The sequence below is a fragment of the Acidobacteriota bacterium genome (assembly GCA_016700075.1).
In the GTDB taxonomy this organism is placed as follows: domain Bacteria; phylum Acidobacteriota; class Blastocatellia; order Pyrinomonadales; family Pyrinomonadaceae; genus OLB17.
On record CP065000.1, the window covers coordinates 2,721,075 to 2,745,006 of the forward strand.

Below are 23,932 nucleotides of genomic sequence, written 5' to 3' on the forward strand. Positions count from 1 at the left end.
ATACTATATCGCGAGGCGGTCGCGGTCAACAACGAGGCCTTCGAGGTCGCCGAGAGCGACGAACGCGACGTTCTCTGTTGTGAAATACTCACGGGCGATCGCGGCGATGTCTTCACGCGTAACCGCATCGATCTTGGCGAGAGTTTCTTCAACGGCGATCTGGCGACCGTGCGTCAGTTCGCAATGTGCGAGCGAACCGGCACGGCCTGCGGAATCTTCGAGCCCGAGCAATATCGACGCACGAGCTTGGTCTTTTATCAGGCTTATCTCGTCGTCGCTGACGCCGTTGCGGACGACCCAACGCATCTCGTCCATCACGATGTCCAAAACTTCCTCGACCTGATCGGGCGATGTGCCGGCGGAGACAGCGAAAAAGCCCGTGTCGCGATACATCGCCGTTGAGGTGCCGACGCTGTATGCGAGGCCGCGTTCTTCGCGGACGCTCTGCCATAGTCGGCTCGAAGTGCCACCGCCGATTATGTTCGCCAGCATGTCCGCGGCGTAGCGGCGTTCGTCGCACGCCGTCGTAAAAGGCGTGGCGAGGATCATGTGCCCTTGTTCCAGGTCGCTGCGTTTTTCGATGAAGATTGGAGCGGCGGATTGCGGATCGCGGAATGCGGATCGCGGATTCTCAATATCTGCGGAGTTAAAGTGTTCGGCAGATCCGACCATATCGACCAAGCGATCATGTTCGACATTGCCGGCAGCGGCGATGACAAGGTTCTGCGGCGTAAAGACCTGTCGGTGGTAGTCGCGCGTGCGGTCGCTGCCGAAAGAGCGAACGGTTTCGGCCGTTCCCGTGATCGGAAGGCCGAGCGGATCTCCCGGAAAGAATTCGCGGTAGAAGATGTCGTTTATCAGCTCTTCGGGAGCGTCCTCGTGCATTTTCATCTCTTCGATGATCACACGCTGTTCGTTCTCGAGGTCCGCTTCGTCAAGACTCGGTGCGGTCAGCATATCCGCGATCAGATCGAACGCGTCGTTGATGCGGTCGTCCGTTACTTTGATGACAAAGCCCGTCTCATCATGCGTCGTAAATGCGTCGAGATTGCCGCCAAGGCGGTCCTGTTCGATGGCGATCTGTTTCGCGGTACGCCGCGGCGTGCCTTTGAAAACGCAGTGTTCGATAAAGTGCGTGATGCCGTTCAGCTCCACGGGCTCGTGCCGTGAGCCGACGCGGTAGAAGAAGCCCAGCGTCGCCGACCGCACTCCGGCCATTCGGTCCGTCAGCACGACGATGCCATTTTCTAGACGCGACTCTTGTATGTTTACCTTTGAATTAGCCACTGATAACACGAATTACACGAATGTGCGGTTTAGAGGATGAAGCATTCATATTCCAATTCTTGCTTTCCGAAGTTTAGCAGGTAGGCTAGCCGAAAGCCCGTTGCCTTCAGGTGGTTCAGTGTTTGCGACCGATGAGCGTTCATTAGTCTTTCCGCGGCCTTCAATTCGAGGATGATCGAATCTTCTACCACAATGTCAGCCACATACTCTCCCAAAATGCGGCCGTGAAACTTTACGTTTATCGGCACTTGCTGTTGATAAATGATCCCGTTTTCCTCAAAAAGTACTACAAGAGCGTCCTCGTATATTTACTCGAGAAACCCACAGCCGAGTTCAGTATGAACCTGCATTGCAAGTCCGACGATCCGGTAAGAAAGTTCGCGATGCAGAATTCTGTCATCCATAATTCGTGTGATTCGTGGCTAAACCCCTTTATTGGCTTATAGCATTGAACAGCAGCGGGAATGTCGCCAGGCTTTGGCCGCGGTATTGCGGGCGGAAGCCGAAGAGGATGATCTTGCCTTTGCCGATACGTACCTCGACGAGGGCGGCTTTGCCGGCGATCTTTTCCTGGCCGAGAGCCCAACCCGAGAGCAGGATGTTCTTCGGATCGGACGGGTAGCGGGCGATGATGCGGACGTTCTTGTCTGTACCACCTGCGGTAGCGGGTGGTTGAAATTCAGTGGTCGATCCGTCGTCGTTCACCGGTCGAGTTAAACCACCCGCTACCGCAGGTGGTTCTGACAGTTCAAACGCCGGCGAGTTCTCGAACCAGGCGATCGATTGCTTCGGCATTCCTTTGGCGATCGGGTGTGAGAGGTCGAGTTCGGTGCGGAGGATCGAGCCGGGGATGAAGAAGTCCTTGCGGTCGAGCCCGGCGGTGATGTTCTTTACGGGCAAGTTGAACTGCTCTATTGCAAACAGCGAAGAGCGGTTCAGAAACACAAGCGTCCCGCCCGCCTCAACAAACTTTTTCAAATTTTCAACGCCTTCCTTTCCGACGCCGCCCACATACTCATCCGGCATCGAGCCCTTGCGATGGCCGTTTAGAATGGCGTTCGGCGATTGATCGGGGAAGATAATTGCGTCCGGCCCCCAAAACTTGTCATGGAGTTTTTCCGTTCTAATTTCGGCATCGAGAACCGTATCAAATCGCGGGACATCCGGCTTGAAAATACTCTCTTGAAGCAGCCACCGAGTCCAGCCTTCATCCATACTCGCTACGTACGACTTGTAGGTAGCGACTCTCGGTGGATGACTAACGCCAAAACTGGAGCCCCCCCCCGAACCCGAGCCACTATTTGGCAGCCGATACGAAAACGGTTTGGTGACCGTTGAGAAATTCACATTCATCAAGAGCGAGAGCGTGTGGGCAGTAACGTCGTAGGGAGCAATCGGGTTGCCGGACTGATCCTTTAAATCCGGATAAATCTGTCTCTCAAGGAGTGTTTTAGCGAATTGACCGTAGGGCTGATCCAATCTGATTACGCGCGTTCCCTTCGGTTGAACTACACCATCAATGCGGAAGGGCAAGGGTTCGTCAATCTCGACGCCCCCTCTATCTAGAATCAGCAAGAGTTCGTCTTGTCTCGATTTCTCGTCCAAATGCCTGCCAGTTCCTGAATCTCCCACTTCCTTGATCGGTTCGACTGTCGGTTTAGGTCGGAAAACGAAAGCAAACGGTTCATCCGCCTTCCTCGGTCTCACCGCTTCCTTCCCGATCTCATAAAACCTTGACAGCCATTTCTCGCGATTATCGGCGGCGTGGTCCAGGAGGCTGAAGGCGGTGGCGGTCATGTAGTCGGTTATGTTGCGGAGCTTCCATACGCCGCCCTTCCAGACGGGGCCGAAGTGTGGTGATTCTACTTTTGCGTCGAGGCCGCCGGGTGCTGTGCCGAGTTGTTCGAATTTGACCTCGACCGGCGTCGCGAGGCGGGCGGATGCGGTCTCGCTCAGTATTCTCACTCCGCCGTGATAGTGCGAATAGGCTCGTGCGGGCGTCCAGGCATCGTAGGTCGTGCCGGTGGTGATGCCTTGCAAGCCTTTTTTGCGGAGGTCGTTCGCCATGTAGGTGCCCAGTTCGGTAAAGCCCTCGACGATCTGTTTCGGCACGTTCGGTTCGACCGGAGCCATGTACGGCGGCAGAAATTGGCGGGCACCGTTCGCGCCCTGCTGGTGCACATCGAGCACGATCTGCGGATGCCAGACGTTGTGGATCTTGTCGACCGTCAACTGCGTCTCGACCTGCGTAAAGGCGTACCAATCACGGTTGTTATCGTGGCCGACGTATTTGTGATAAAGCTCAGGCGGATTTGTGCCCTCATACGGCGTGCCGAGCGTTTTGTCGTACCAATTCTTCACGATATCAACGCCGTCCGGGTTCAGCGACGGCACGAGGAGGATTATCGTGTTGTCGAGAATGTTCTTGATGCGTGCGTCGTTGCTGGTCACGAGTTCGTGTGCGATCAACATCGACGACAGATAGCTGCCGACCTCGGTCGAGTGTATGCCAAAAGTGATCAGGACGATGGTCTTGCCGGTGCCGATCAGGCTGCGGGCGGCGTTATCCATGCCGGAACGCATACCGCGTAATTTTCGCGGATCAGCGAGTTTGTCGTTTATGCCCCGGTAATATTCGAGTGCCCGCAGGTTCGCCGCGGAGGAGATGGTCGCGTAAACGAACGGCGCACCCATCGTCGATTTACCGATCTCTTCAAATTTCATCCGATCGCTCGCAGCGTCGAGGCGCTTGAAATAATCGACGGTCTGCGCCCAGCTTGCCAATTTTCGGTCATCACCGGGCGTGAATCCGAGCACGTCCTTCGGCGACGGAATCTGCGCCGAGGCAACGACCGCAAAAAGAAAAATTAAACCGCAGAGACGCAGAGCCACTGAGAAAAGACTTGTGAACATATATCGATAGTTTAGTATAAATTGCCGGAAAATTGCTCAATTTGAAGCCCTCGAAAAATAGGCTTGCAATATCAGCCGAATGGGCGTACATTTCAGCGGTCACGTTATGAAAAACCCATTCCTCGAAAAGTTTCGCCCATACATTCCTGATTCGGTAACAAACCTGCGAGAGCTGACGCCGGGTCCGCTCATCGTCGGAACTCTGTTGGGCGTCATTTTTGGAGCGTCATCGCTGTATTTGGTTCTGAAGGTTGGGCTGACGGTGTCAGCGTCGATACCGGTGGCGGTCATTTCTGTGACGCTCTTCCGTATATTGTCAAAACTCGGTGCACGCGATGCGACGATACTTGAACACAATATCGTTCAGACTACGGGCTCAGCAGGCGAATCCATAGCTTTCGGTATCGGTGTAACGATGCCGGCGATACTGATATTAGGCTTTGATCTCGAGGTTTGGCGGGTAACGATGGTCGCGGTTCTGGGCGGGCTGCTCGGCATCCTGATGATGATACCGCTGCGGCGGGCATTGATCCGCGATCAGCATGGGCTCCTGAAATATCCCGAAGGGACAGCGTGCGCTCAGGTGCTGATAGCAAGCGCATCCGAGGAATCTAAGCAGCATTCCGAGATCGCACAAAAAGGCGAAGCGACGGCGGAAAAGGGCGGCTTTATCATCGCGGCGGGCTTTGGCATAGGCTTTTTGTACAACATCGTGATGAAGGTATTCAGCGGCTGGCGCGAATACCCGACGAAAGAATTTGAAGAGCCTTTTAAGAGCGGCTCTGTCTCGCTCGAGAACAACCCCGCACTGCTCGGTGTCGGCTACATCATCGGGCCGAAGATCGCAGGAATCATGTGCGCCGGCGGCGTGCTTTCTTATTTGGTGCTGATACCGCTTATCCGTTATTTCGGCGAGGGATTGACCGAGCCGCTCGCTCCGTCAACAACGACGCTGATCAAGGACATGGCGATCGAGGGACCAGCAAGCATACAGAGCGAATACATCCTCTACATCGGTGCGGGTGCGGTAACCGCAGGCGGCATTATTTCGCTGATACGCTCGCTGCCGACCATATGGAACGGCATTCGCGGCGGCATCGCGGATTTTCAGGCGAAGCGGGCGAATAATAAAAACGGCGATGCGGCCGTTTTGCCGCGAACCGAACAGGACATTTCGCTGAAATGGGTCGTCATCGGCATTTTGGCGTTGATCATCGTGATCACGCTGATGCCATCGCTGAAAATGAATTTGCTCGGTGCGGTGCTGATCATCATTCTGGGCTTTCTTTTCGTAACGGTCTCGTCACGGCTGACGGGCGAGATCGGCTCGTCGTCAAATCCCATTTCGGGAATGACGGTAGCAACTTTGTTGTTCACATCGTTGGCATTCCTGTTGCTGGGCTGGACAGCGCCTGATCCATATTTCGTAACGGCTTTGAGCGTTGGCGGCATTGTCTGCATCGCGGCGTCGAACGGCGGAACAACGTCGCAGGACCTGAAAACAGGATTCTGGGTCGGCGGCACGCCGTGGAAACAACAGACAGCAATATTGATCGGGGCATTGTCATCGGCATTGCTTCTCGGTCCGATACTGATCCAACTGAATGAATCATCGTCGGTATATCAGCGTGTCGAGCCGGCCGCATTTGCAACAGGCTTTCAGGTGCCGGAGCAGGAACTCGTTCGCGAGGGCGACAAATTCCGTTCGGAGAACGTAGGCGGATACCTCGGCGGACAAGATTCGGCGAATTATCGAGTCTGGCACAATACCGACACCACCCGCGGACCCGCGGGCAAGTTCCTTGTCAATCCGCAAGGCAGGCCCGCGTATTTGGTCGATCCCGGGATAAACGGCGTCATAAAGGAGGCGCAGATCGGTGTCGATTCAAACGGAAACCCTGTTACGCAGTCGGTCGAAAAATACCGTGCTCCAAAAGCGACATTGATGAGTTACATCATTCAGGGGATCTTGAGCCAGAAATTGCCTTGGGCGCTTGTTCTTTTCGGAGTGATGATCGCAATAACGCTGGAACTATGCGGCATTTCGTCGCTTGCATTTGCGGTCGGGCTGTATCTGCCGATCTCGGCATCGACGCCGATATTCTTTGGCGGGCTCGTCCGCTGGGGTGTGGACAAATATCTTAAGAGGAAGTTTGCCGAGAAAGATCTGACAGAAGAGGAGTTCATTGCGGAAACGGACAAGAGCACGGGCGTATTGCTGGCTTCGGGATACATTGCGGGCGGTGCGTTGGCGGGCATAATGATAGCTCTCTCGGCAGTTTATTTCAGTGGCATTGTCGAGACCTTCGGCAAATGGTCAGAGGCGAATAACCCATTTTTCGAGGGTCCCTACGCAGATCTGCTCGGAACAGTGCCTTTCATTGCACTCGCAGTTTTCCTTTATTTTGTTGGTCGGGAACGCATTTTTGGAATCGGCAGATCGAGCGATTAAAATTGTTTTACTTCGTGTCGATAAACGCTACAATAGAAGGGCGGGCTTTCTCCCGCCCTTCTTTTCTGCCGCAATGACCAAAATGCCGCATTTTGTCCTTAAGAGTTTCGTGCCGGTGCTTGCCGTATTGATATTTTCAATTGCCTGCTCGAATGTCGCATCAAAGAACGCAGTTATAAGGCCGGTCGACGGCGAAAAGCAATCATCGGGAATTACGATAATTCAAGGCTCGCCCTCGGAAACGGTGCGGGCTTTTTATACAAAGCTTCGAGAAAAGAAATACAGAGAAGCGATCTTCCTCACAAATCTGCGGCCGGCGGTTGAAGGTCTAACTGATGCGGAGCTGGCGGACCTTTCGGGCGACCTTTCGGCGATCGCAGGGCAAGTGCCTGAAAAGATCGAGATCACTGGTGAGATCATAACGGGCGATTCGGCAACGGTCACGCTCAAATTGCCTGATCCGGAAGGAAATGCTGATACGGATACTGTCCGTTTACGGCGGTCAAACGGCGTTTGGATCATGCTCGCCGTCGATGAGGCGTCCGAAGAACAAATGCGAAAGGAAGGCACGAAATTCCTTTACAATCTTCGCATTACCGTCAAAGAGGACGAGGCTCGATCCATGCTTGACCGTATCGCGAAGGCCCAATACGCCTATTCGACTCAAAACAGTGGCATTTTGGGCGATCTGCGTCAGTTGGTCGGTGTAGGACTGTTGCCGCAGGATGTTCTGTCGAGTGAATCGACCGGCTACATTTACTCCGTTACATTGTCTGAAAGCAGGAAAGGATACTCAGCCGACGCGGTCCCGGCAGTTTACGGTAAGACCGGAAGGCTGTCATTCCGCGTGGTTCCGGACAGCACGGGACTTGCCCGTATGACCAGCCGCGATAATGGAGGAAAACCTCTGGAGAAATAAGGAATTTGGGAAACTTTTCCACAGCTAATGTTGATTTTTTCCACAGGTTAGTTTATACATTGTTTTCCCTGTAGTTTGCGGGTCGTCCAAATGATCAGGAAACTAATCAATCGCTTCAGCAGAAAGCTGACAGAAAGCACCGTCCCAAACCGACGGCGATTCCGTGCTCCTGTAAAGGTGTGGTTTCAGCCCGAGATCAATACCGAAAGTGAACGCGAAAAGGCACGTTTGTCTTTCATATCGGGGGAAACGATCGATCTGAGCCGAACAGGATTAGCGATATCTACTCCGGTCATCCGACTAAAGGAAAAATATCTTGTTGGACAAGAACGCAAGTTGACGGTCGAGATCTCGTTGCCGACCGGAAAGGTACAATTCGGTGCTATTGGGAAGCGTTACGAAAAGATCGGGTCTGATGTCAACGATGAACGATTCCTCGTCGGCGTGCACATTTTGAGCTGCAGCGATGCTGATCGAGAAGCTTATACGACATTTCTTCGCAAAGGCGGACGTCTGAACGGGACTGCGTCCGCTATCACGCTTAATGCTGACGTGAAGTAGGTGCTAGAAACAACTTTTTTGAAAGGCTGTCCGATGCGGCGGCCTTTTTGTTTTACAGTGGGACGATTAAACTTCAAAGGTATGAGCAGTAATGTAGGGATAGCTATTTTGGGGACGGGTTTTGCACGGCGCGTGCAGATCCCGGCGTTCGTTAAGGCGGGCGGGCGTATCGTTTCGGTCGCGAGCGCGTCGATCGAAAACGCAAAAGCAACCGCCGACGAATGCGGGGCCGATCTTTATACGGACGATTGGCGGCAGGCGGCGGACCGCGAAGGCGTCGATCTGGTCTGCATAACTACGCCGCCAATATTTCACAAGGAAATGACGCTTTATTCGCTGGAACGCGGTAAACACGTCCTTTGCGAAAAGCCGATGGCAATGGATCTTAGAGAGGCGGAGGGGATGGCATCAGCTGCAGATTCGACGCAGGTTTTATCGCTGATAGATCATGAGCTTCGGTTTCAGCCCGGGCGTCTTCTTGCAAAAAAGATGATACAGGCCGGGCACTTTGGCGAGATCCGACATGTGCGTTCCGTTTTTCAGGCTCCGCATCGGGGCGATGCAGAACTGCCCTGGAATTGGTGGTATGACGAGGCACAGGGCGGTGGAGCACTTGGGGCGATCGCGTCGCATATTTTCGATTCGCTGCATTGGTTCCTCGAAACGGACGTCGCTGATATTACTTGCCGTCTGCACGCGCATATCAAAGAACGCAAGGACGAGGACGGCATACCGCGATCCGTGACGAGCGATGATGAATGCAATGCGCTCCTAAGCTTGCGCGATGGTGCAGTGACGAAAGACACGACGGCTCTCGTCGCCGTATCGATGACGCAGTCGCCGGACTATGTCAATCGAATGGAGTTTTTCGGGACGAAAGGGTCTCTGCGTGTCGAGCATCGCGGCGAGATATTTGTTGCTGCAGAAAACGACACAGATTGGCAGCCGATAGAGGTCGATCTTGGCGAGAGTTTCCCGGGAGTTCCCGATACGGGCTTTGCGCGTGCATTCGCTACGTTCGCTCCCGTTATTTTGGATGCCGTCCGCAGAGGTGATGAGAAAATACCGAACGCCGCGACATTTGCCGACGGCGTTCGTGTTCAGAAGGTGATCGATGCGGCCCGTTTGTCCGACCGCGAGGGTCGGACGGTCAATATTGACTGAGCTCTCAATGCGAGCAGCAGATTACATTTCTTTCTGCTTATCGGTAAGCTCGACGCCCATTTTCACCAGAGTGTCCTTGTTCAATGTGCCGGTGACCTTCAGGCCGTTGGCTTCCTGATATTTTTTCAGACCATCACGGGTAGGTTTATCGAGTTTTCCGGTTTCGGGGCCGTCGTACATCGCACCACTTTTGAGTATGCGTTGAGCCGCTGAGATCTGCTCTTTGTTCGCCTTGAAAACCGCTCCGCGTTTCGGCTTGTCGGTGTTGTCGCCGATCCGCTCGGTCTTCGCCTTTTCCTTTTTAGGTCTTGCTTCGACGGGCGTCATCGAACTTTCGGTGACAGGAATGGTTTTCTGTTTGTCTGTCAGAGCGACGCCCATTCGCTCGAGAGTTATGCGGTTGAGCGTGCCGGTTTCGCGGATGCTTTCCTGGTTCTGTACGACCTTTATCGCGGTACGCGTTTCGGGGTTGTACTTGCCCGTCGCTTCGCCGTAATAAAGACCTTTGCCCTTTAAAATTTCCTGAACCTGCTTTATCTGAGCCTTTGTCGGGCTGAAAACAGGACCTCTTTTCGGTTTTTCGGCAGATGTTTTCGACGAGGTATCGGATCCACCTGGATCCTGTGCAAAAACCGGGCCGGCGAAGGCCAACATTGCGAATACGAACAACGGAAGAACCTTTTTCATAAGCACACTCCTTTGGGGTTATCTGATATTTCGTTGGGGAAGCCCGCCGGTGTAAAAATTGCTAACGAGATTCCCGCTGTTTTCTGTTTTCGAAAAGTATCTAGCTTGTTCAGGCTTCTGTCAAGAATACACTTAGAGAAAACTTGACGGCTTGCTGAATGAACGTTCATTCAGTTAGAATTGTGAGTTAGTCGATACCAATATTATGATCATCAAGAAAGCGGCAGTTTTGGGTGCGGGCACGATGGGAGCGGGAATTGCCGCTCATTTGGCGAATGCGGGAATTCCGACCTTACTTCTCGACATAGCACCGCAGGATGGCGATGCAACCGACAAGAACCGAATAGTAAAGTCCTTGTTTGAAGCGGCGAAAAAGCTGAAGCCTGCGCCCTTCATGCTTGCGGAAAACGCTAAGCTGATCTCGCTCGGCAACTTCATGGACGACCTTGAAAAGCTGAAAGACTGCGACTTCGTCATCGAGGCAGTCGTCGAAAACCTCGAGATCAAGCACAAGCTATTTGCCGAGGTTGAAAAGTACCGCAAACCGGGAGCGGTCATCGCGACAAATACGAGCGGCATACCTATTGACTCGATCGCCGAGCCTTTCTCCGATGACTTTAAACAGCATTTCGTCGGCATACACTTTTTCAATCCGCCTCGGTATATGAAGCTCGTCGAGGTCATTCCGGGCTCGAAAACCAACGGCGAGATCGCTTGCAAAGTTTCAGGTTTCCTCGATCAGCGGCTCGGCAAAGGCGTCGTTCCGGCGAAAGACCGGCCGAATTTTATCGCGAACCGCATTGGCGTTTTCGGCATGATGGCGACCATTCACGAGATGATCGCGATGGGCTTTACGCCGACGGAGGTCGATCAGATGACGGGCAAGGCCATCGGCCATGCGAAATCTGCGACGTTTCGCACTTCGGACCTCGTTGGGCTTGACGTAACGGCTCACGTAACGAACAACCTCTATCCCGCGGTTCCTGATGACGAGGACCGCGAAGTTTTCAAACTGCCCGAACTCATACAGACGCTGCTCGACAAAAAGCTGCTCGGCGACAAAACGCAGGGCGGATTTTTCAAGAAAGGCAAGGATGCCGACGGCAATCGCATCATTCTGGAACTTGACCTCAATACGTTTGAATACAAGCCGCAGGAAAAGACAAAATTCCCGTCGATCGATGGAGCAAAGCAGATCGATGACACTGCGAAACGCGTCAAACAGCTCGTTTGGGGCGAGGACCGTGTGGGCGAATTCTTATGGAAAACGCATTCGCGGGTGTCACGTTATGCTGCGAATCGCATTCCTGAGATCGCCGATACCATCGTCGAGATCGACAACGCGATCAAGTGGGGTTTTGGTTGGGAGATCGGCGTTTTCGAGGCTTGGGATGCCATAGGCGTCGCGGAATCGGTCGAGCGTATGCGGAAAGAAGGTCAGGCGATCCCCGAGAATGTCGAGAAAATGCTCGCTTCGGGTGCGGCCACTTTCTACAAACATGAGAACGGCGAGCATTTCTTTTACGACCTTGTAAATGGCGGTTACAAACCTGTTCCGGCACGCCCGGGCGTTCTAATTCTGAAAGACGTCAAGGACCGCACCGGCGTCGTCAAGACGAATCCCGGAGCATCGCTGATAGACCTAGGCGACGGCGTCGCGTGTTTGGAATTTCACTCAAAGATGAACTCCATCGGCGGCGACACCGTCGCGATGATGAACTTTGCGATCGATGAGGTCGAGAAAAATTTCGAAGGGCTCGTCGTCGGCAATCAGGGCGGCAATTTCTCTGCCGGTGCCAACATCATGATGCTCCTGCTCGCTGCTCAGGAAGAAGAGTGGGACGACATCAATATGATGGTGCGTGCGTTGCAGAACGCCGTGATGCGGCTGCGGTATTCGGCAAAGCCTGTCGTCACGGCACCTTACGGTTTGACGCTCGGCGGCGGTTGCGAGATCTCGATGCACGGCAATAAGGTGCGTGCAGCGGGCGAAACTTATATCGGTTTGGTTGAGGTCGGCGTGGGCGTCATTCCCGCAGGCTGCGGGACTAAGGAAATGACAATGCGTGCGATGGACGCCTGGGCGAAAGCTCCCGATTCCGATCCGCTGACGTTTCTGAAAAAGACGTTCGAGACCATCGGTATGGGCAAGGTCGCTACATCCGCGCAGGAGGCGAAAGCTTTCGGATATCTTCGCGACAGCGATGCGATCTCGATGAACGGCGACCGACTCATACAGGACGCTAAACAAGAGGTTCTGAACCTTTCGGCGGCTGGCTACGTACAGCCGGTAGAGCGTGAAGATATTCCGGTCTTTGGCGAGGCGGTCGAATCCGCGATGAAACTCGCTCTGCACATGATGAAACGCGGCGGCTTTATCTCAGACCACGACGAACTGATCGGCCGCAAGCTGGCACATATCATGGCCGGCGGCACGATCAATCACAAAACGGAAGTTTCGGAACGTTATCTGCTCGATCTCGAACGCGAGGCGTTCGTTTCGCTTTGCGGTGAGCGTAAAACGCAGGAACGCATAGCAGCGATGCTGAAAACGGGTAAGCCGTTGAGAAACTGATAACCCGTAATGGATTACGGATAATGCAGAGTGAAATTTCGAACATTATTAAGGATCTGAGGCAGGTCGCGGCGGAGGCCGCGGCCGAGTTCGGGTCAATGACCGCGGAGGAGCTCAATTGGAAGCCGGACGCCAAAGGCTGGAGTATTGCACAGTGTTTCGATCATCTAATCACGACGCATGGTCTATATTTTGATGATCTGGATCGCCTTGCCCGCGGAGATACGAAAATGTCCTTTTGGGAGCGGAATTCTCCGTTCAGCGGGTTTTTTGGCAAATTCCTGATAAGGTCGCTCGATCCGAAAAATACGAAAAAGATGAAAACGACTGCAAAGGCAGTGCCTTCGCAGAGTGCCATCGCCGCGGACATTATCGAACGATTTGTGTTGCATCAGGACGAACTCGGAGAACACATCGAGCGGGCTGTGGAAAAGACGGACCCGAAAAAGCAGATCGTTACGTCGCCCTTGATGGGATTTGTGACCTACAGCCTTGCAGATGCGTTGACCTTCATTCCGATGCATTGCCGCCGCCATTATGATCAAGCGAAAAGGGTGGCTGCGGCTGAAAATTTTCCGAGATGAAACGCTGCGGCTGGGCGAAAAATGAATTGGTGATACGCTATCACGACGAGGAATGGGGCGTGCCGCAGCATGATGACAGAGTGCTCTTTGAGTTTTTAATACTAGAGGGTGCGCAGGCAGGACTGAGTTGGGACACTGTTCTGGCGAAACGCGAGAACTATCGCGAGGCGTTCGATGATTTCAACCCCGCAAAGGTCGCGAAATACACCGACGCGAAATGCGCGAAACTGATGCAAAACGAAGGCATAATCCGCAATCGTTTGAAGATAGTATCAGCCGTGCGGAATGCGAAAGCGTTCCTCGCGGTCCAGAAAGAGTTTGGTTCGTTTGATAGCTATATTTGGTCATTCGTCGTCGGCAAGTCTATCGACGGAAAACGGAAGACGTACGCGGACGTTCCGGCGAAAACAGAGATCTCTGACGCGATGTCGAAGGACCTGAAAAAGCGCGGGTTCAACTTTGTCGGTTCGACGATAATGTACGCATTCATGCAGGCGTGCGGTCTGGTGAACGACCATGTGCAGACGTGTTTTAGGTATAAGGACTGTCAGAACCGCCTGCGTTAGTGGGCGGCAATGAGCCCGGACAGAAAAATGGATTATCCTATCACGCCGGCGGTTAGATATTTGAGAGAGAAAAAGGCCGAGTTCGTGCCGCGGCTTTATGATTATGTCGAAAAAGGCGGGGCGAAGGAATCGGCGAGGCAGTTGGGCGTGGATGTTCACGCGGTCGTAAAGACGTTGGTGTTTGAAACGAATGAGAAAAAGCCGCTGATCGTGCTGATGCACGGCGATCGCGAGGTTTCGACGAAGATTCTTGCACGCCATATCAGCGTGAAAGCCGTCGAACCGGCAACGCCGGAAAAGGCAACGAAATTGACAGGATACCTGGTCGGCGGAACGTCGCCTTTCGGTATAAGAACGAAGATGCCGGTATATGCGGAGCGGACGATCTTTGAGATCGAACGTATCTATATCAATGGCGGCAAGCGAGGTTTTTTGGTTGAGATCGATCCGGATACATTGCGGATGCTTGATGTCGCTGAGGTTGAGGTTGGGATCTAATGAATTGGCTTGAATTGGTTGAGGCGGGGAATTATGCCGAGGCAGAAGCGGCGATGTTGGCTGAGACCGACCGCGGCGAAGGCTTTTTCCCGCTGAACGAGGTTCGGGCGAGTTTTTACGAGAATTGGGGCGACCGGTTGGAGGGCGATGTGCAGATCGCCAAATATGAAGAGGCTTTGACGAACTGGCAGCAGTTTGCATCGTACGCAACAAGCGGCGGCGAAGGAACGGCGAGAATGCTGGACGTGAACAGAATGCTGAAGAAGCTCGAGGGTCTGAAAAAGGAACAGATATGAAAGAAGCGGTAATTGTATCGGCCGTGCGGACGGCTGTGGGAAAGGCGCCGAAGGGAACGCTGCGTAATACGCGTTCCGATGAGATGGGATCGGCGGCGATCAAAGAGGCGGTTGCTCGAGCAGGCGTTGACGCGTCGTTGGTCGAGGACGTTGTCATGGGCTGTGCGTTTCCAGAAGCTGAGCAGGGGATGAACGTTGCGCGGACGGCGGCGATCCTTGCCGGCATTCCGGTCGAGGCTTCGGCGATGACAGTGAATCGATATTGTTCGAGCGGACTGCAGACCATTGCGTTGGCGGCCGAACGTATCATGATGGGCGGAGCAGAGGTGATCGTTGCGGGCGGGCTGGAATCGATGACCGCGATACCGATGGGCGGCAACACGTTTCGCCCAAATCCGCGGCTTGCGGAAACATATCCCGATTACTACCTCAACATGGGTCTGACGGCTGAGAACCTCGCAAAGAAATATGAGATCACGCGCGAACAGGCCGACGAGTTTTCTTACAACTCGCACATGAAGGCACTCGCGGCGATCAAAGACGGTAAATTCTCGGACGAGATCGTGCCGATGAACGTCTTTGTCGATGAGTTCGCCGAAAAGGGCCGCGTCCGCCGCAAAGAGATCGTTTTTGCTCAGGACGAGGGCCCGCGTGCTGATACGTCGCCGGAGGGCTTGGCGAAACTTCGGCCTGTGTTTCACGCCGCGGGAACTGTTACGGCCGGTAATTCGTCGCAGATGTCCGACGGTGCTGCGGCCGCGGTCGTGATGTCGGCGGACAAAGCGAGGGAACTCGGCATGACGCCGATAGCTCGATTTGTGTCGTACGCGACTGCCGGCTGCCTGCCCGAAGAAATGGGCATCGGCCCGGTGTATGCGATCCCGAAGGCTCTGAAAATGGCCGGCCTGACGCTCGATCAGATTGACGTAATAGAGCTGAACGAGGCGTTCGCGGCACAGGGCCTCTCGGTTATGAAGGTGCTCGAAATGGACCCGTCAAAGGTAAACGTCAACGGTGGCGCGGTCGCTCTCGGCCATCCTTTGGGATGCACCGGTGCAAAGCTGACGGCGACCGTTTTGCAGGAACTCAAGCGTCGCAACGCCCGTTACGGAATGGTCACTATGTGCGTCGGCGGCGGCATGGGAGCAGCAGGTATCTTTGAAAGAATTTAACCACAGAGTACACAGAGGTCACAGAGAGAATTAGAAAGGAGAACCCGCAGAATTGCATTGATAGCATTGATACAAAACTGAATTTTATCTCAGTGCCCTCTGTGCTCTCTGTGGTGAAAAAAAACTATGGAAGCGAAAATGGAAAAAGATTACATAAAGGGCGGCGAGTTTTTGATCGCTGATACGACGACTGCGGCGACGTTCACGCCGGAGGATTTTTCGGACGAGCACCGCATGATCGGCGATACCTGCCGCGAATACATCGACAATGAGGTCGTGCCGAATTTGCCGGAACTCGAAAAGCACAATTGGGATATCGCCCGCGGACTGCTCAAAAAGGCAGGTGAGCTAGGGCTGCTCGGTGCCAATATTCCGGAAGATCTTGGCGGCATGGCTCTCGATCAGATCTCAGGCTGCATCATTGCCGAGATGGTCGGCCGCGGCAGCGGTTTTGGCTCGACCTACGGTGCGCAGACGTCGATCGGATTGCTCCCGATACTTTATTGGGGCAGCGAAGAACTCAAGAAAGAGTGGATCCCGGGCATCATTTCCGGCGAGGTCGTGTCGGCATATTGCCTGACCGAATCGAGCTCCGGTTCCGACGCTCTCGGTGCGAAATGCGTCGCCAAACTCACTGAGGACGGCGAACACTGGATCCTGAACGGCGAGAAGATGTGGATCACGAACGGCGGTTTTGCCGATGTGTATCTTGTTTTTGCAAAGGTTGATGGCGAGAAGGACAAATTCTCGTGCTTCCTCGTTCCACGTTCTGAAAACTGCCGTCCGGGAGCCGAAGAGCACAAGCTGGGCATCAAGTCGTCATCGACTACGGCGGTGATTCTCTCCGATGCAAAAATACCCAAGGGCAACTTGATCGGCGAGGTTGGTGACGGTGCAAAGATCGCTTTCAACGTGCTCAACGTCGGCCGCTTCAAACTGGGTGCCTCGGTCACGGGCGGAGCGAAACTCGCAATTCACGAAGCCGTGCGTTATGCGAACGAACGGCATCAGTTCAACAAGCCCATCTCGTCATTTGGCGCGATCAAGCACAAACTCGCGGAAATGGCGATCCGCACTTGGGTCGCGGAATCGATCACATACCGCACGGTCGGCATGATCGACGCATTGATCGGCGACGGTGCCGATAGCGCGAAGAAGCTGCAGTCGATCGAGGAATATGCCGTAGAGTCGTCGATAAACAAGGTCGCATGCAGCGAGGCGCTCGACTACGTCGTCGATGAGATGGTGCAAATATACGGCGGCTACGGCTACTCGGCGGATTATCCGGCGGAGAAAGCGTATCGCGATTCACGTATCAACCGCATCTTTGAGGGCACGAACGAGATCAACCGAATGCTCATTCCGGGCCAGTTGATGAAGCGAGCGATCAAAGGCAAGCTTGGTCTGCTGCAGGCGGCTCAGGCTCTGCAGGATGAGATCCTGAATCCGCAGATGTCGTTTGACGAGGACACTGGGCTGCTGTCAGCTGAGACGAAATTGGCACAGAACGCGAAGAAGATCGCATTGATGGTATTGGGCACCGCCGCTCAAAAATACATGATGGCATTGGCAGAACAACAAGAGGTCTTGATCAACTGCGCCGATATCATCATGGACGCCTATCAAATGGAATCTGCGATCTTGCGCGCTCAGAAATATGCCGAAAAGAACGGTGAAGAGCCAGCCGGACGTTACGTCGATATGGCGGCGGTATTTTGCAACGATGCTATTCAGCGTATTGAAGCAAAAGCGAAAAACACCATCGCCGCTATCGCCGAGGGCGACGAAGGCCGCACGCTGCTTGTCGCTCTGAAGCGGTTTACAAAGAACAATTCGCCTGTCAACACCATCGCGGCACGTCAGCGTATCGCCGATACGATGATCGCCGCGAATACCTATACTTTCTAGTATCTATTGGAGTGTAAACAGATCGAGCCCCGGCATCGCGTCCGGGGCTCGTCTGCGTTTTGCACTGCAAATGAGGCTATTGAACCTCAAATTTCGTGAGTTTCGCGTTCTTGTCCGCCTGTGCAATGATCTGCTTTCGCGTCGAATCCGACAATGGCGTAATGCGAATGTCTTTTGAGAAAGGCAGGCCGCGTTCAACCGTGTATCCGATCATCTTACCACCCTCGACCTCAGCGAGCTTTGTCACCATCTCCTGGTTCAGGGCCGGTACTCCATCCAGATTGACCTCCTTTAGCGGGAACACGTTATCGCTGATCTTCCCTCCGCCGTATATCTTTACAGGAGTTGGCTCAGAGAGCTTGCCGTTACGATACGTGTAACTATCGATATTCTCAGGTTTCGACGGATCCTGAACTTGTGCCGATGCGTGAGCATCGTAGATCGCTATCTTTAGGATATTTGGATTGTCGGTACCGACAGCTTCGGTCAGCTGACGGACAAAATCAGTTATGTTCTCAGGACTTTCATAAACGCGCGCGTCTGCTGCTTTGTCGCCGGGCGAGCTTGGCCCGTCGGGGAGCGTCGCAGGACGGTCAACATTCTCTTTTGAGGCGACGGAATTTGCCGCGTCATTAAACCTCTCGGCCAAGCCGCCGCAGCCCAGCGTCATCAAAATCAATAGTCCAAGTGCCGCAGCGGCTTGGACGGAGTTTTTCGTGATAGGTGTGCTCATGCCAATTGAATATCCTCACTATGAAATGTCAGCAATTTAGAAAGAGAGATTCTAAAACAGACACGCTTTCATTGTCCACCGGCGCACCCGACAGGATCCACCCAACTGCGTAATATGCCAAAGACGATCATTACCCGTCGGCGTCAAGATCGGTAGGGGTTTTCAAGACCAAATTTTTCTGATATTATCGGAAAGCGAAAAATAACCTAGGAATTAACTGCCCTTTGCTTTAAGAGAGGTGGTCAAATGGACGACCTAACGCCCAAAAGCTGATGCATATTTGCTCGGCGGAGGTGTGTCGATCTCAATTCAAATGGGCCAATCTAAATAAATAATAGGAGTAAGTAGTGAAATATTTCTTGTTGTTTTCTGTATTCGCAGGAACTATATTGTGGGGAACAGCCGATATAAATGCTCAGATCCCGCGTCTGCCCTCGGTACGACCGGCGGCCACACCGTCGCCTTCGCCGAGTCCTGCGGGACAGCGTACCGAGTCGCCATCGCCGGCCGCAGCTACGGTTACGGCAAATACCGGCGGCGATGAATATCCGAAACATTTCTTTTTCACCACGGAAGCAAAGGCAACCGACAAAGTGTTGAAAGCAAAGGACCTGGTCGCCTGCATCTTCGGCGATAATGCGAACCCGTCAAACAAGAATGCCTTCAAAAAGGTTGTGCCAACGGTTGGCGGGCAAAAAGGGCGTGTGATCGATGTCGGAACGTGCGATGTGGTCGTGCTTGTCGTAAGAAATGCCGAGGTGGAAAAGAACCTCCAGCGCGACAATGCCGGTTTTGCTGTTTATAAGATCGTCGGTGACGACTTAGAACTCTTATTCAAACCTGAGGCCGGACAGCACGTCGCGGTCGGAACAATGGAGCTTGCAAGTTCGGAAACGATAAGCAAGATCGACCTTCGCGGGTGCGGGCCGTCAGAACTTCGCAATTCGTATCGGCCAAATCCCAGTACGTGGAAGAATTGGGCGAATCATTTCATCGACGAAGCTCGGATGGCCACCTTAACGCCAGAGGCGAGCCCTCTTGGCCGTAGCTGTGATGTCTGGATAATGACGCCTGAAATTCATAGGGCTTTTGTGAAGCGGTTTGGAGCTAAACATCCGGTCTTCGACGTTTCGCCGTCAGATCCAGTGCTGCGGCGACGAAAGTAGGGAGTGCAGTATGAGAATCATTAGAAATGCGCTGATAGTGTTTTCGATAGTTGGTATTGGGGTTGGGGCGTCGGCTGCGCAGGCACTGAGCGTTGTTAAGAGCGGAATTCCGGTTCATTATCGCGGAAAGATCGCGGTCGGCGATACGATCATCGCTTACGGGACCGCTGTAAACACCGGCGTCGATTACATAAAAGCCGGCGACACAAAGGGCCGCGGCATCCCGGGCAGCGAACGCTTTTCGGCGACGAATTTTGCCATCGCGGGCGACAAGATAGTGCTGATAGACACACGGCAATTCACCTATCACGTTTTCGACACGAAAACGGGAAAAATGACCGACGTTCCTGGATTGAAGAACCGAGGGAACAGCCCGCTGCGTTCCAGCGGCAATTTTGTGGCTGCGGTGACGATGGACGAGGCGAAAAACCGTAATAAATTCTCGGTCATCGATCTCAGCGGAGCAGCGCCTTCGGTGGTTGTTGATCAGGAACCGTGGCCCGGCGCGATACGCATCGATCAGGTTGCGATCGACGCTGCGAGCGGCAATCTTGTGGTCAGCAGCGGCGACCAGATCGCAAAGGTTCTATTTAAATCAGGCGACACAGAGCCCGTCGCGTTCAATGTGAAGGAACACGGCGGTGCGAATACTGAAGCGATTGCCGTCAGCAGCGACAAAGCATATTATTTCAGCGCTGAGAGCGGGCAAAAGAATCTGATGGAGATCAACCTCGTCGATGGCTCCGTGAAAAAGCTCTCCGTTAACCCGGCGACCTCTGCGGTGATGGCGGCGGGCGGGACAGTTGCCTATTTCGCACACCGCGACGCGAAGGACCGCAATGCGACCGAGGCACGCCTTGCCGTCATGAAACGCGGAGGCCAGCCGGCGGTCATGGTGCCAACAGATAAGCTCGTTGACGGCAGTACTCGAAATAGCGGCCTGCATGGTTTCGGCAATACTGTTGCGGTGACGCCGGACGGGAAACGTGTCTTTATTTCGGGAAAGGACTCGATAGGCCGAACCGAGCGCCTGCAGATGTATGACGGTAAGACTGTCAGGCTTTTCCCTGATCCGACGGTGAAGCCGGCGTTCCTTCAGGCCACCGATGTCGTAGCGAACGGTTCGTTCGCGGCATTCAAGACCGGCACCGATGCGAATACGACGCTTGGATATATAAAACTCAAATAGTTGGAGATCTAAATGAAACTAAGAACGATGATCTTAACGGCTGTTGCGACAGCGTTACTGGCATGCGGCGGTGGTGCGGGTAGTTCGAAGATCACCATTTCTTTCAACGGCACTTCGGTGCCGTTAGATGTGAAGTCGTCAGGGGTCTACCCGTCAACTAAGACTTTTTCGATGACAAAGGACGGCGAAACGACGATGACAAAGGCGGTCAATCACTATGTCGCTCTTTCCAACTTTGAAATGGAAACCAAAGGCCCTGTGACGATGGGCAAGGCATTGACGGAAGACGGAAACGTTCGCGTGGTCTTTCAGATCGTCGGTGACGAAGGTACTGACGAGAAGGCTGCGGTCAAGCCGGGAACTTACACCGCGAAATGCGAGAAATATAATTGCGTTGACTATCTGCAGATCTCGCGCTTCACAGGCGGTAAGGAAGAAAAGATCTCGTTCACGATGTCGAAAGCTGAGGGAGAGGTCAAAATAACCTCTGTTACGGACGACACGATCTCCGGCGAGATCAATGTTTCCGAGGGCCAGCATAATGTGAAGGGCGGCTTTACCGCCAAAATAACTACAAAACGATAGAGGTTAAATACAAAGAAAGCCCCATCATTGGCGGGGCTTTCCTAACATACTGAACGCAGATCAGTATCGCGGATAGTTGCGCGGCTTTTGTTTTGCGGTCACGATGGCTCCCGTCGCGAGTCCGACGCCTGCACCGATCAGTGCTCCCTTCTTGCCGCCGACTGCTGCACCGATCGCTGCACCGGCCGCGGTTCCGACCGACAGATTGATCGCTTTTCGATGGCGATCATAAACGTTCGGCTGCTTGACCTCGTAATAGCCGTTATTACCGTAGTACCCCTCATTGCCGTAGTTGCGGCGGTTTTGATAACGGGCCTGGTTATATCGTGCATTCCCGCTTCTCCTTTCGTAGCGTCCCTTGTTATTGTTGTCGTTGCAATATTTACCCTGTGCATTCGTTTCTACGGTTCCGAAAGCGACCAGGCCGATAGCGAATACTGCCGATGTCATGATTGCGGAAATTGTCCTTTTCATTTTACTACTCCTCTTGCTATGAATTGCGGCATTCATGGGCCGCTTCGCTGCTCATTAGGGCAAAGTGCGTGCCATGAATTAGAAATGTTGATATAAAAGGACTTAAAGTTGATAGTCGATCATGAATTGAGCCGGTGCTTAACGATATCGTCTACGGATAAGCGAAATCGTCTGAAATGCCGTATCACTCTTCGGGACAACTGTTTCTTAAACGCAATCAAATGAAGCACTATCAGAGAATAAAGAACGACGGCGATCCACCGGATGAATCTTACTGCCGCCGGGTTTTGAACAGCGAAGGATATTCCACTTTTCGCTGGTCCGATGAACCGGGGGCGTTCTATTCCGATCACCACCATTCAAGCGATCAATCGCATTGGATACTGAGCGGTAAGCTGGAACTGACCGTCGAGGGGTACGGCACATTCGTTCTTGAAGCAGGTGACCGCGACATCATCCCTGCGGGCACGAAACACAGAGCCCGTGTACCAGGGAACGAACCGGTTGTTTATCTCATCGGCGAAAAGCGCTGAGATTTGTTAAACATTGCGCGCCACTTGTGCTAAGATTCTTGCTATTGGCTTTTCGGCCAATTTCTCCGTCCAAAGAAAACTATGCTGAAAGAGGGAATTCCCGAACTAGCGCTCTTTTTTGATCTGGAATGGGCGCCCGACGCTGCCGGAGCACGGCGGTTGTTCGATCTGCCTGAGGACACTCCGGAGTTGGAAGCGATGCAGGCTCTGTGGCAGCACATGCCGAGCTATGACGCGGAAAAAATGCCGCGGCCTTTCTTGAAGTATATGTTCTCGCGGGTCGTTTCGATCGCGTTCCTTTCACGAAAGACGATCATTCGCGACAACGAAAAACAACCCGAGTTTGCACTCAATTCACTCCCGAAACTGCCGATCCAGGACAGCGATCTTAACGAAGCTGAGATGATCGGGCGATTTTTATACATGATCGGAGAGCGAAAACCGCAGCTTGTCGGATTTAATTCAGGCGATTCAGATATTCAGGTGTTGATACAGCGAGGAATGATCAACGAGGTCACAGCACCGAAATTCAGCGAACGGCCGGCGAAGCCCTGGGAAGGCAAGGATTATTTCGACGCCCGAAACAGTGAAGGCCATCTGGATATCCTGAAAAGGCTTTCGGGTGGCGCGATGTCGCCGAAATTGGACGAATTTGCGAAGCTCTGCGGCTATCCCGGCAAGATCGATGTCAAAGGCGACCAGGTAACCGACCTGTGGCTCGCAGGTGACTTCACAAAGATCGTTGAGTACAACATGATCGACACGCTTAACACATATTTCGTTTGGCTGCGAATGGCATATTTCTCCGGTCTGTTCACTGAAGAGTCATATTTTGCAGAGCACGAGGCGTTCAGAGCTTTTCTGGAAGCCGAGACAGAAAAACCGGAAAAAGCATTTCTTGCGGAGTTTCTCTCTAAGTGGCCTGAATAACATCTATGGGTTTGGCTCGCAGCGTTGGCAGATTCATCTTTGGCAAATTGCTGCCGCGGCGGCCTTATCGGGTTATCCGCGGGCCGTTAATAGGAGCCCGTTTCATTCTCGGTTCATTGTCGGGCGAGGGCGGCGGTGCAAGCGTTTATTTTGGGGATATGGAGCCTGAACAGACCGAGCGCATGGCCTCCGAGATCTCATCGGGTGACGTCTTTTTCGACGTTGGTGCGAACGTAGGATATTACTCGATACTGGCATCGCGCATTGCCGGAGAGGGCGGTCTTGTTGTGTCATTCGAGCCGCTCGACCGGAACCGTTCATTCCTTGAAAAACACAAAGAACTTAATGCGGCGGAGAATATGCAGATATTTCCGTTTGCGATATCTGACGCGTCGGGAACCGCGAAGTTCTTTGAGGGAAGCGACCCTGCAATGGGTGGCCTAACGGTCAAAGGCGGACGCGAATTCGAAGTCGAGACCATAACTTTGGACGAGGTGGCATCGCGGATCGGACGTGAGCCGACCGTAATGAAGATCGACGTTGAGGGAGCCGAAATGGCGGTCCTGAAAGGCGGCGAAGGGACGCTTCGAACAGCCAGGCCCAAGATATTCCTCTCAACACACTCACCTGAACTCAAACGCGATTGTATTGAAAGGCTCAGCTTATTCGGATACTCGTGCGAGCCGCTGATGGACGGTGAATCGGACGAATTCTTTTGCGAATTTCGAAAACAGTAATTT

Annotated in this window: 22 protein-coding genes and 1 pseudogene; 17 read left to right on the forward strand and 6 right to left on the reverse strand. The window is 53.4% G+C overall.

Translation table 11 applies throughout. The features are described from left to right. Positions 1 to 3 precede the first annotated feature (3 nt). The 3 genes and pseudogenes from IPM50_12315 to IPM50_12325 all read right to left on the reverse strand — a co-directional run bounded on the left by IPM50_12315 (position 4) and on the right by IPM50_12325 (position 4,200). The gene (locus IPM50_12315) at positions 4 to 1,287 is read right to left on the reverse strand and encodes an insulinase family protein (GenBank protein QQS32433.1); all 1,284 of its coding nucleotides are present in this window, start codon (positions 1,285 to 1,287) and stop codon (positions 4 to 6) included. Positions 1,288 to 1,316: 29 nt separating this feature from the next. Continuing rightward, a pseudogene (locus IPM50_12320) lies at positions 1,317 to 1,691 on the reverse strand (GxxExxY protein). 28 nt (positions 1,692 to 1,719) lie between these two features. Then, positions 1,720 to 4,200 carry a hypothetical protein gene (locus tag IPM50_12325; protein ID QQS32434.1) on the reverse strand — a complete coding sequence of 827 codons (2,481 nt, stop codon included), beginning with the start codon at positions 4,198 to 4,200 and terminating at the stop codon, positions 1,720 to 1,722. Between the two features lie 106 nt (positions 4,201 to 4,306). On the opposite strand from IPM50_12325, the gene IPM50_12330 reads away from it, so the two are divergent. From IPM50_12330 to IPM50_12345, 4 genes are all read left to right on the forward strand, one after another. Then, positions 4,307 to 6,652 carry an oligopeptide transporter, OPT family gene (locus tag IPM50_12330; GenBank protein ID QQS32435.1) on the forward strand — a complete coding sequence of 782 codons (2,346 nt, stop codon included), beginning with the start codon at positions 4,307 to 4,309 and terminating at the stop codon, positions 6,650 to 6,652. 73 nt (positions 6,653 to 6,725) lie between these two features. Continuing rightward, entirely contained in the window at positions 6,726 to 7,571 is an 846-nt protein-coding gene (locus tag IPM50_12335; protein QQS32436.1) for a hypothetical protein, read from the forward strand. A gap of 90 nt (positions 7,572 to 7,661) precedes the next feature. Then, positions 7,662 to 8,132: a PilZ domain-containing protein gene (locus IPM50_12340; protein QQS32437.1), complete on the forward strand. Its 471-nt coding sequence runs from the start codon at positions 7,662 to 7,664 to the stop codon at positions 8,130 to 8,132. Between the two features lie 81 nt (positions 8,133 to 8,213). Next, positions 8,214 to 9,296: a Gfo/Idh/MocA family oxidoreductase gene (locus tag IPM50_12345; protein QQS32438.1), complete on the forward strand. Its 1,083-nt coding sequence runs from the start codon at positions 8,214 to 8,216 to the stop codon at positions 9,294 to 9,296. Between the two features lie 21 nt (positions 9,297 to 9,317). Here IPM50_12345 and IPM50_12350 read toward each other — a convergent pair whose 3' ends face one another. Continuing rightward, a complete protein-coding gene (locus IPM50_12350) occupies positions 9,318 to 9,983 on the reverse strand; it encodes a peptidoglycan-binding protein (GenBank protein ID QQS32439.1) in 666 nt (221 codons plus the stop codon). A gap of 202 nt (positions 9,984 to 10,185) precedes the next feature. Between IPM50_12350 and IPM50_12355 the strand changes: the two genes are divergently transcribed. The 7 genes from IPM50_12355 to IPM50_12385 all read left to right on the forward strand — a co-directional run bounded on the left by IPM50_12355 (position 10,186) and on the right by IPM50_12385 (position 17,582). After that, the gene (locus IPM50_12355) at positions 10,186 to 12,558 is read left to right on the forward strand and encodes a 3-hydroxyacyl-CoA dehydrogenase/enoyl-CoA hydratase family protein (GenBank protein ID QQS34523.1); all 2,373 of its coding nucleotides are present in this window, start codon (positions 10,186 to 10,188) and stop codon (positions 12,556 to 12,558) included. A 23-nt stretch (positions 12,559 to 12,581) separates the two neighbouring features. Further along, positions 12,582 to 13,142: a DinB family protein gene (locus IPM50_12360; protein ID QQS32440.1), complete on the forward strand. Its 561-nt coding sequence runs from the start codon at positions 12,582 to 12,584 to the stop codon at positions 13,140 to 13,142. Next, positions 13,139 to 13,708: a DNA-3-methyladenine glycosylase I gene (locus IPM50_12365; GenBank protein ID QQS32441.1), complete on the forward strand. Its 570-nt coding sequence runs from the start codon at positions 13,139 to 13,141 to the stop codon at positions 13,706 to 13,708. The genes IPM50_12360 and IPM50_12365 overlap by 4 nt, the downstream gene beginning before the upstream one ends. Before the next feature lie 9 nt (positions 13,709 to 13,717). Next, complete coding sequence (locus tag IPM50_12370) at positions 13,718 to 14,206, forward strand: aminoacyl-tRNA deacylase (GenBank protein QQS32442.1); 489 nt, start codon at positions 13,718 to 13,720, stop codon at positions 14,204 to 14,206. Further along, positions 14,206 to 14,502 (forward strand): hypothetical protein, encoded by a 297-nt coding sequence (locus tag IPM50_12375; GenBank protein QQS32443.1) that lies wholly within the window; start codon positions 14,206 to 14,208, stop codon positions 14,500 to 14,502. Before IPM50_12370 ends, IPM50_12375 begins: the two co-directional genes overlap by 1 nt. Then, positions 14,499 to 15,674 carry an acetyl-CoA C-acyltransferase gene (locus tag IPM50_12380; protein QQS32444.1) on the forward strand — a complete coding sequence of 392 codons (1,176 nt, stop codon included), beginning with the start codon at positions 14,499 to 14,501 and terminating at the stop codon, positions 15,672 to 15,674. The genes IPM50_12375 and IPM50_12380 overlap by 4 nt, the downstream gene beginning before the upstream one ends. A 138-nt stretch (positions 15,675 to 15,812) precedes the next feature. Continuing rightward, positions 15,813 to 17,582 carry an acyl-CoA dehydrogenase family protein gene (locus IPM50_12385; protein ID QQS34524.1) on the forward strand — a complete coding sequence of 590 codons (1,770 nt, stop codon included), beginning with the start codon at positions 15,813 to 15,815 and terminating at the stop codon, positions 17,580 to 17,582. Between the two features lie 76 nt (positions 17,583 to 17,658). Here the strand turns inward: IPM50_12385 and IPM50_12390 are convergent, their stop codons facing one another. Further along, complete coding sequence (locus IPM50_12390) at positions 17,659 to 18,315, reverse strand: hypothetical protein (GenBank protein QQS32445.1); 657 nt, start codon at positions 18,313 to 18,315, stop codon at positions 17,659 to 17,661. Positions 18,316 to 18,662: 347 nt separating this feature from the next. On the opposite strand from IPM50_12390, the gene IPM50_12395 reads away from it, so the two are divergent. From IPM50_12395 to IPM50_12405, 3 genes are read left to right on the forward strand one after another with little or no spacing between them, the layout of a single operon-like run. Continuing rightward, a complete protein-coding gene (locus IPM50_12395) occupies positions 18,663 to 19,481 on the forward strand; it encodes a hypothetical protein (GenBank protein ID QQS32446.1) in 819 nt (272 codons plus the stop codon). Positions 19,482 to 19,491: 10 nt separating this feature from the next. Continuing rightward, positions 19,492 to 20,670, forward strand: coding sequence for a hypothetical protein (locus IPM50_12400; protein QQS32447.1), 1,179 nt, complete (start codon positions 19,492 to 19,494; stop codon positions 20,668 to 20,670). Between the two features lie 12 nt (positions 20,671 to 20,682). After that, on the forward strand, positions 20,683 to 21,255 hold the full coding sequence (locus IPM50_12405; GenBank protein QQS32448.1) for a hypothetical protein: 573 nt from the start codon (positions 20,683 to 20,685) through the stop codon (positions 21,253 to 21,255). A gap of 60 nt (positions 21,256 to 21,315) precedes the next feature. Here the strand turns inward: IPM50_12405 and IPM50_12410 are convergent, their stop codons facing one another. Further along, on the reverse strand, positions 21,316 to 21,705 hold the full coding sequence (locus IPM50_12410) for a hypothetical protein (GenBank protein ID QQS34525.1): 390 nt from the start codon (positions 21,703 to 21,705) through the stop codon (positions 21,316 to 21,318). A gap of 245 nt (positions 21,706 to 21,950) precedes the next feature. Between IPM50_12410 and IPM50_12415 the strand changes: the two genes are divergently transcribed. The 3 genes from IPM50_12415 (at position 21,951) to IPM50_12425 (ending at position 23,929) form a co-directional block, all read left to right on the forward strand. Then, positions 21,951 to 22,262, forward strand: coding sequence for a cupin domain-containing protein (locus IPM50_12415; protein ID QQS32449.1), 312 nt, complete (start codon positions 21,951 to 21,953; stop codon positions 22,260 to 22,262). Between the two features lie 81 nt (positions 22,263 to 22,343). After that, positions 22,344 to 23,192, forward strand: a complete 849-nt coding sequence (locus IPM50_12420; GenBank protein ID QQS32450.1) for a 3'-5' exonuclease — start codon at positions 22,344 to 22,346, stop codon at positions 23,190 to 23,192. 5 nt (positions 23,193 to 23,197) lie between these two features. Then, complete coding sequence (locus IPM50_12425) at positions 23,198 to 23,929, forward strand: FkbM family methyltransferase (GenBank protein ID QQS32451.1); 732 nt, start codon at positions 23,198 to 23,200, stop codon at positions 23,927 to 23,929. Positions 23,930 to 23,932: the final 3 nt, after the last annotated feature.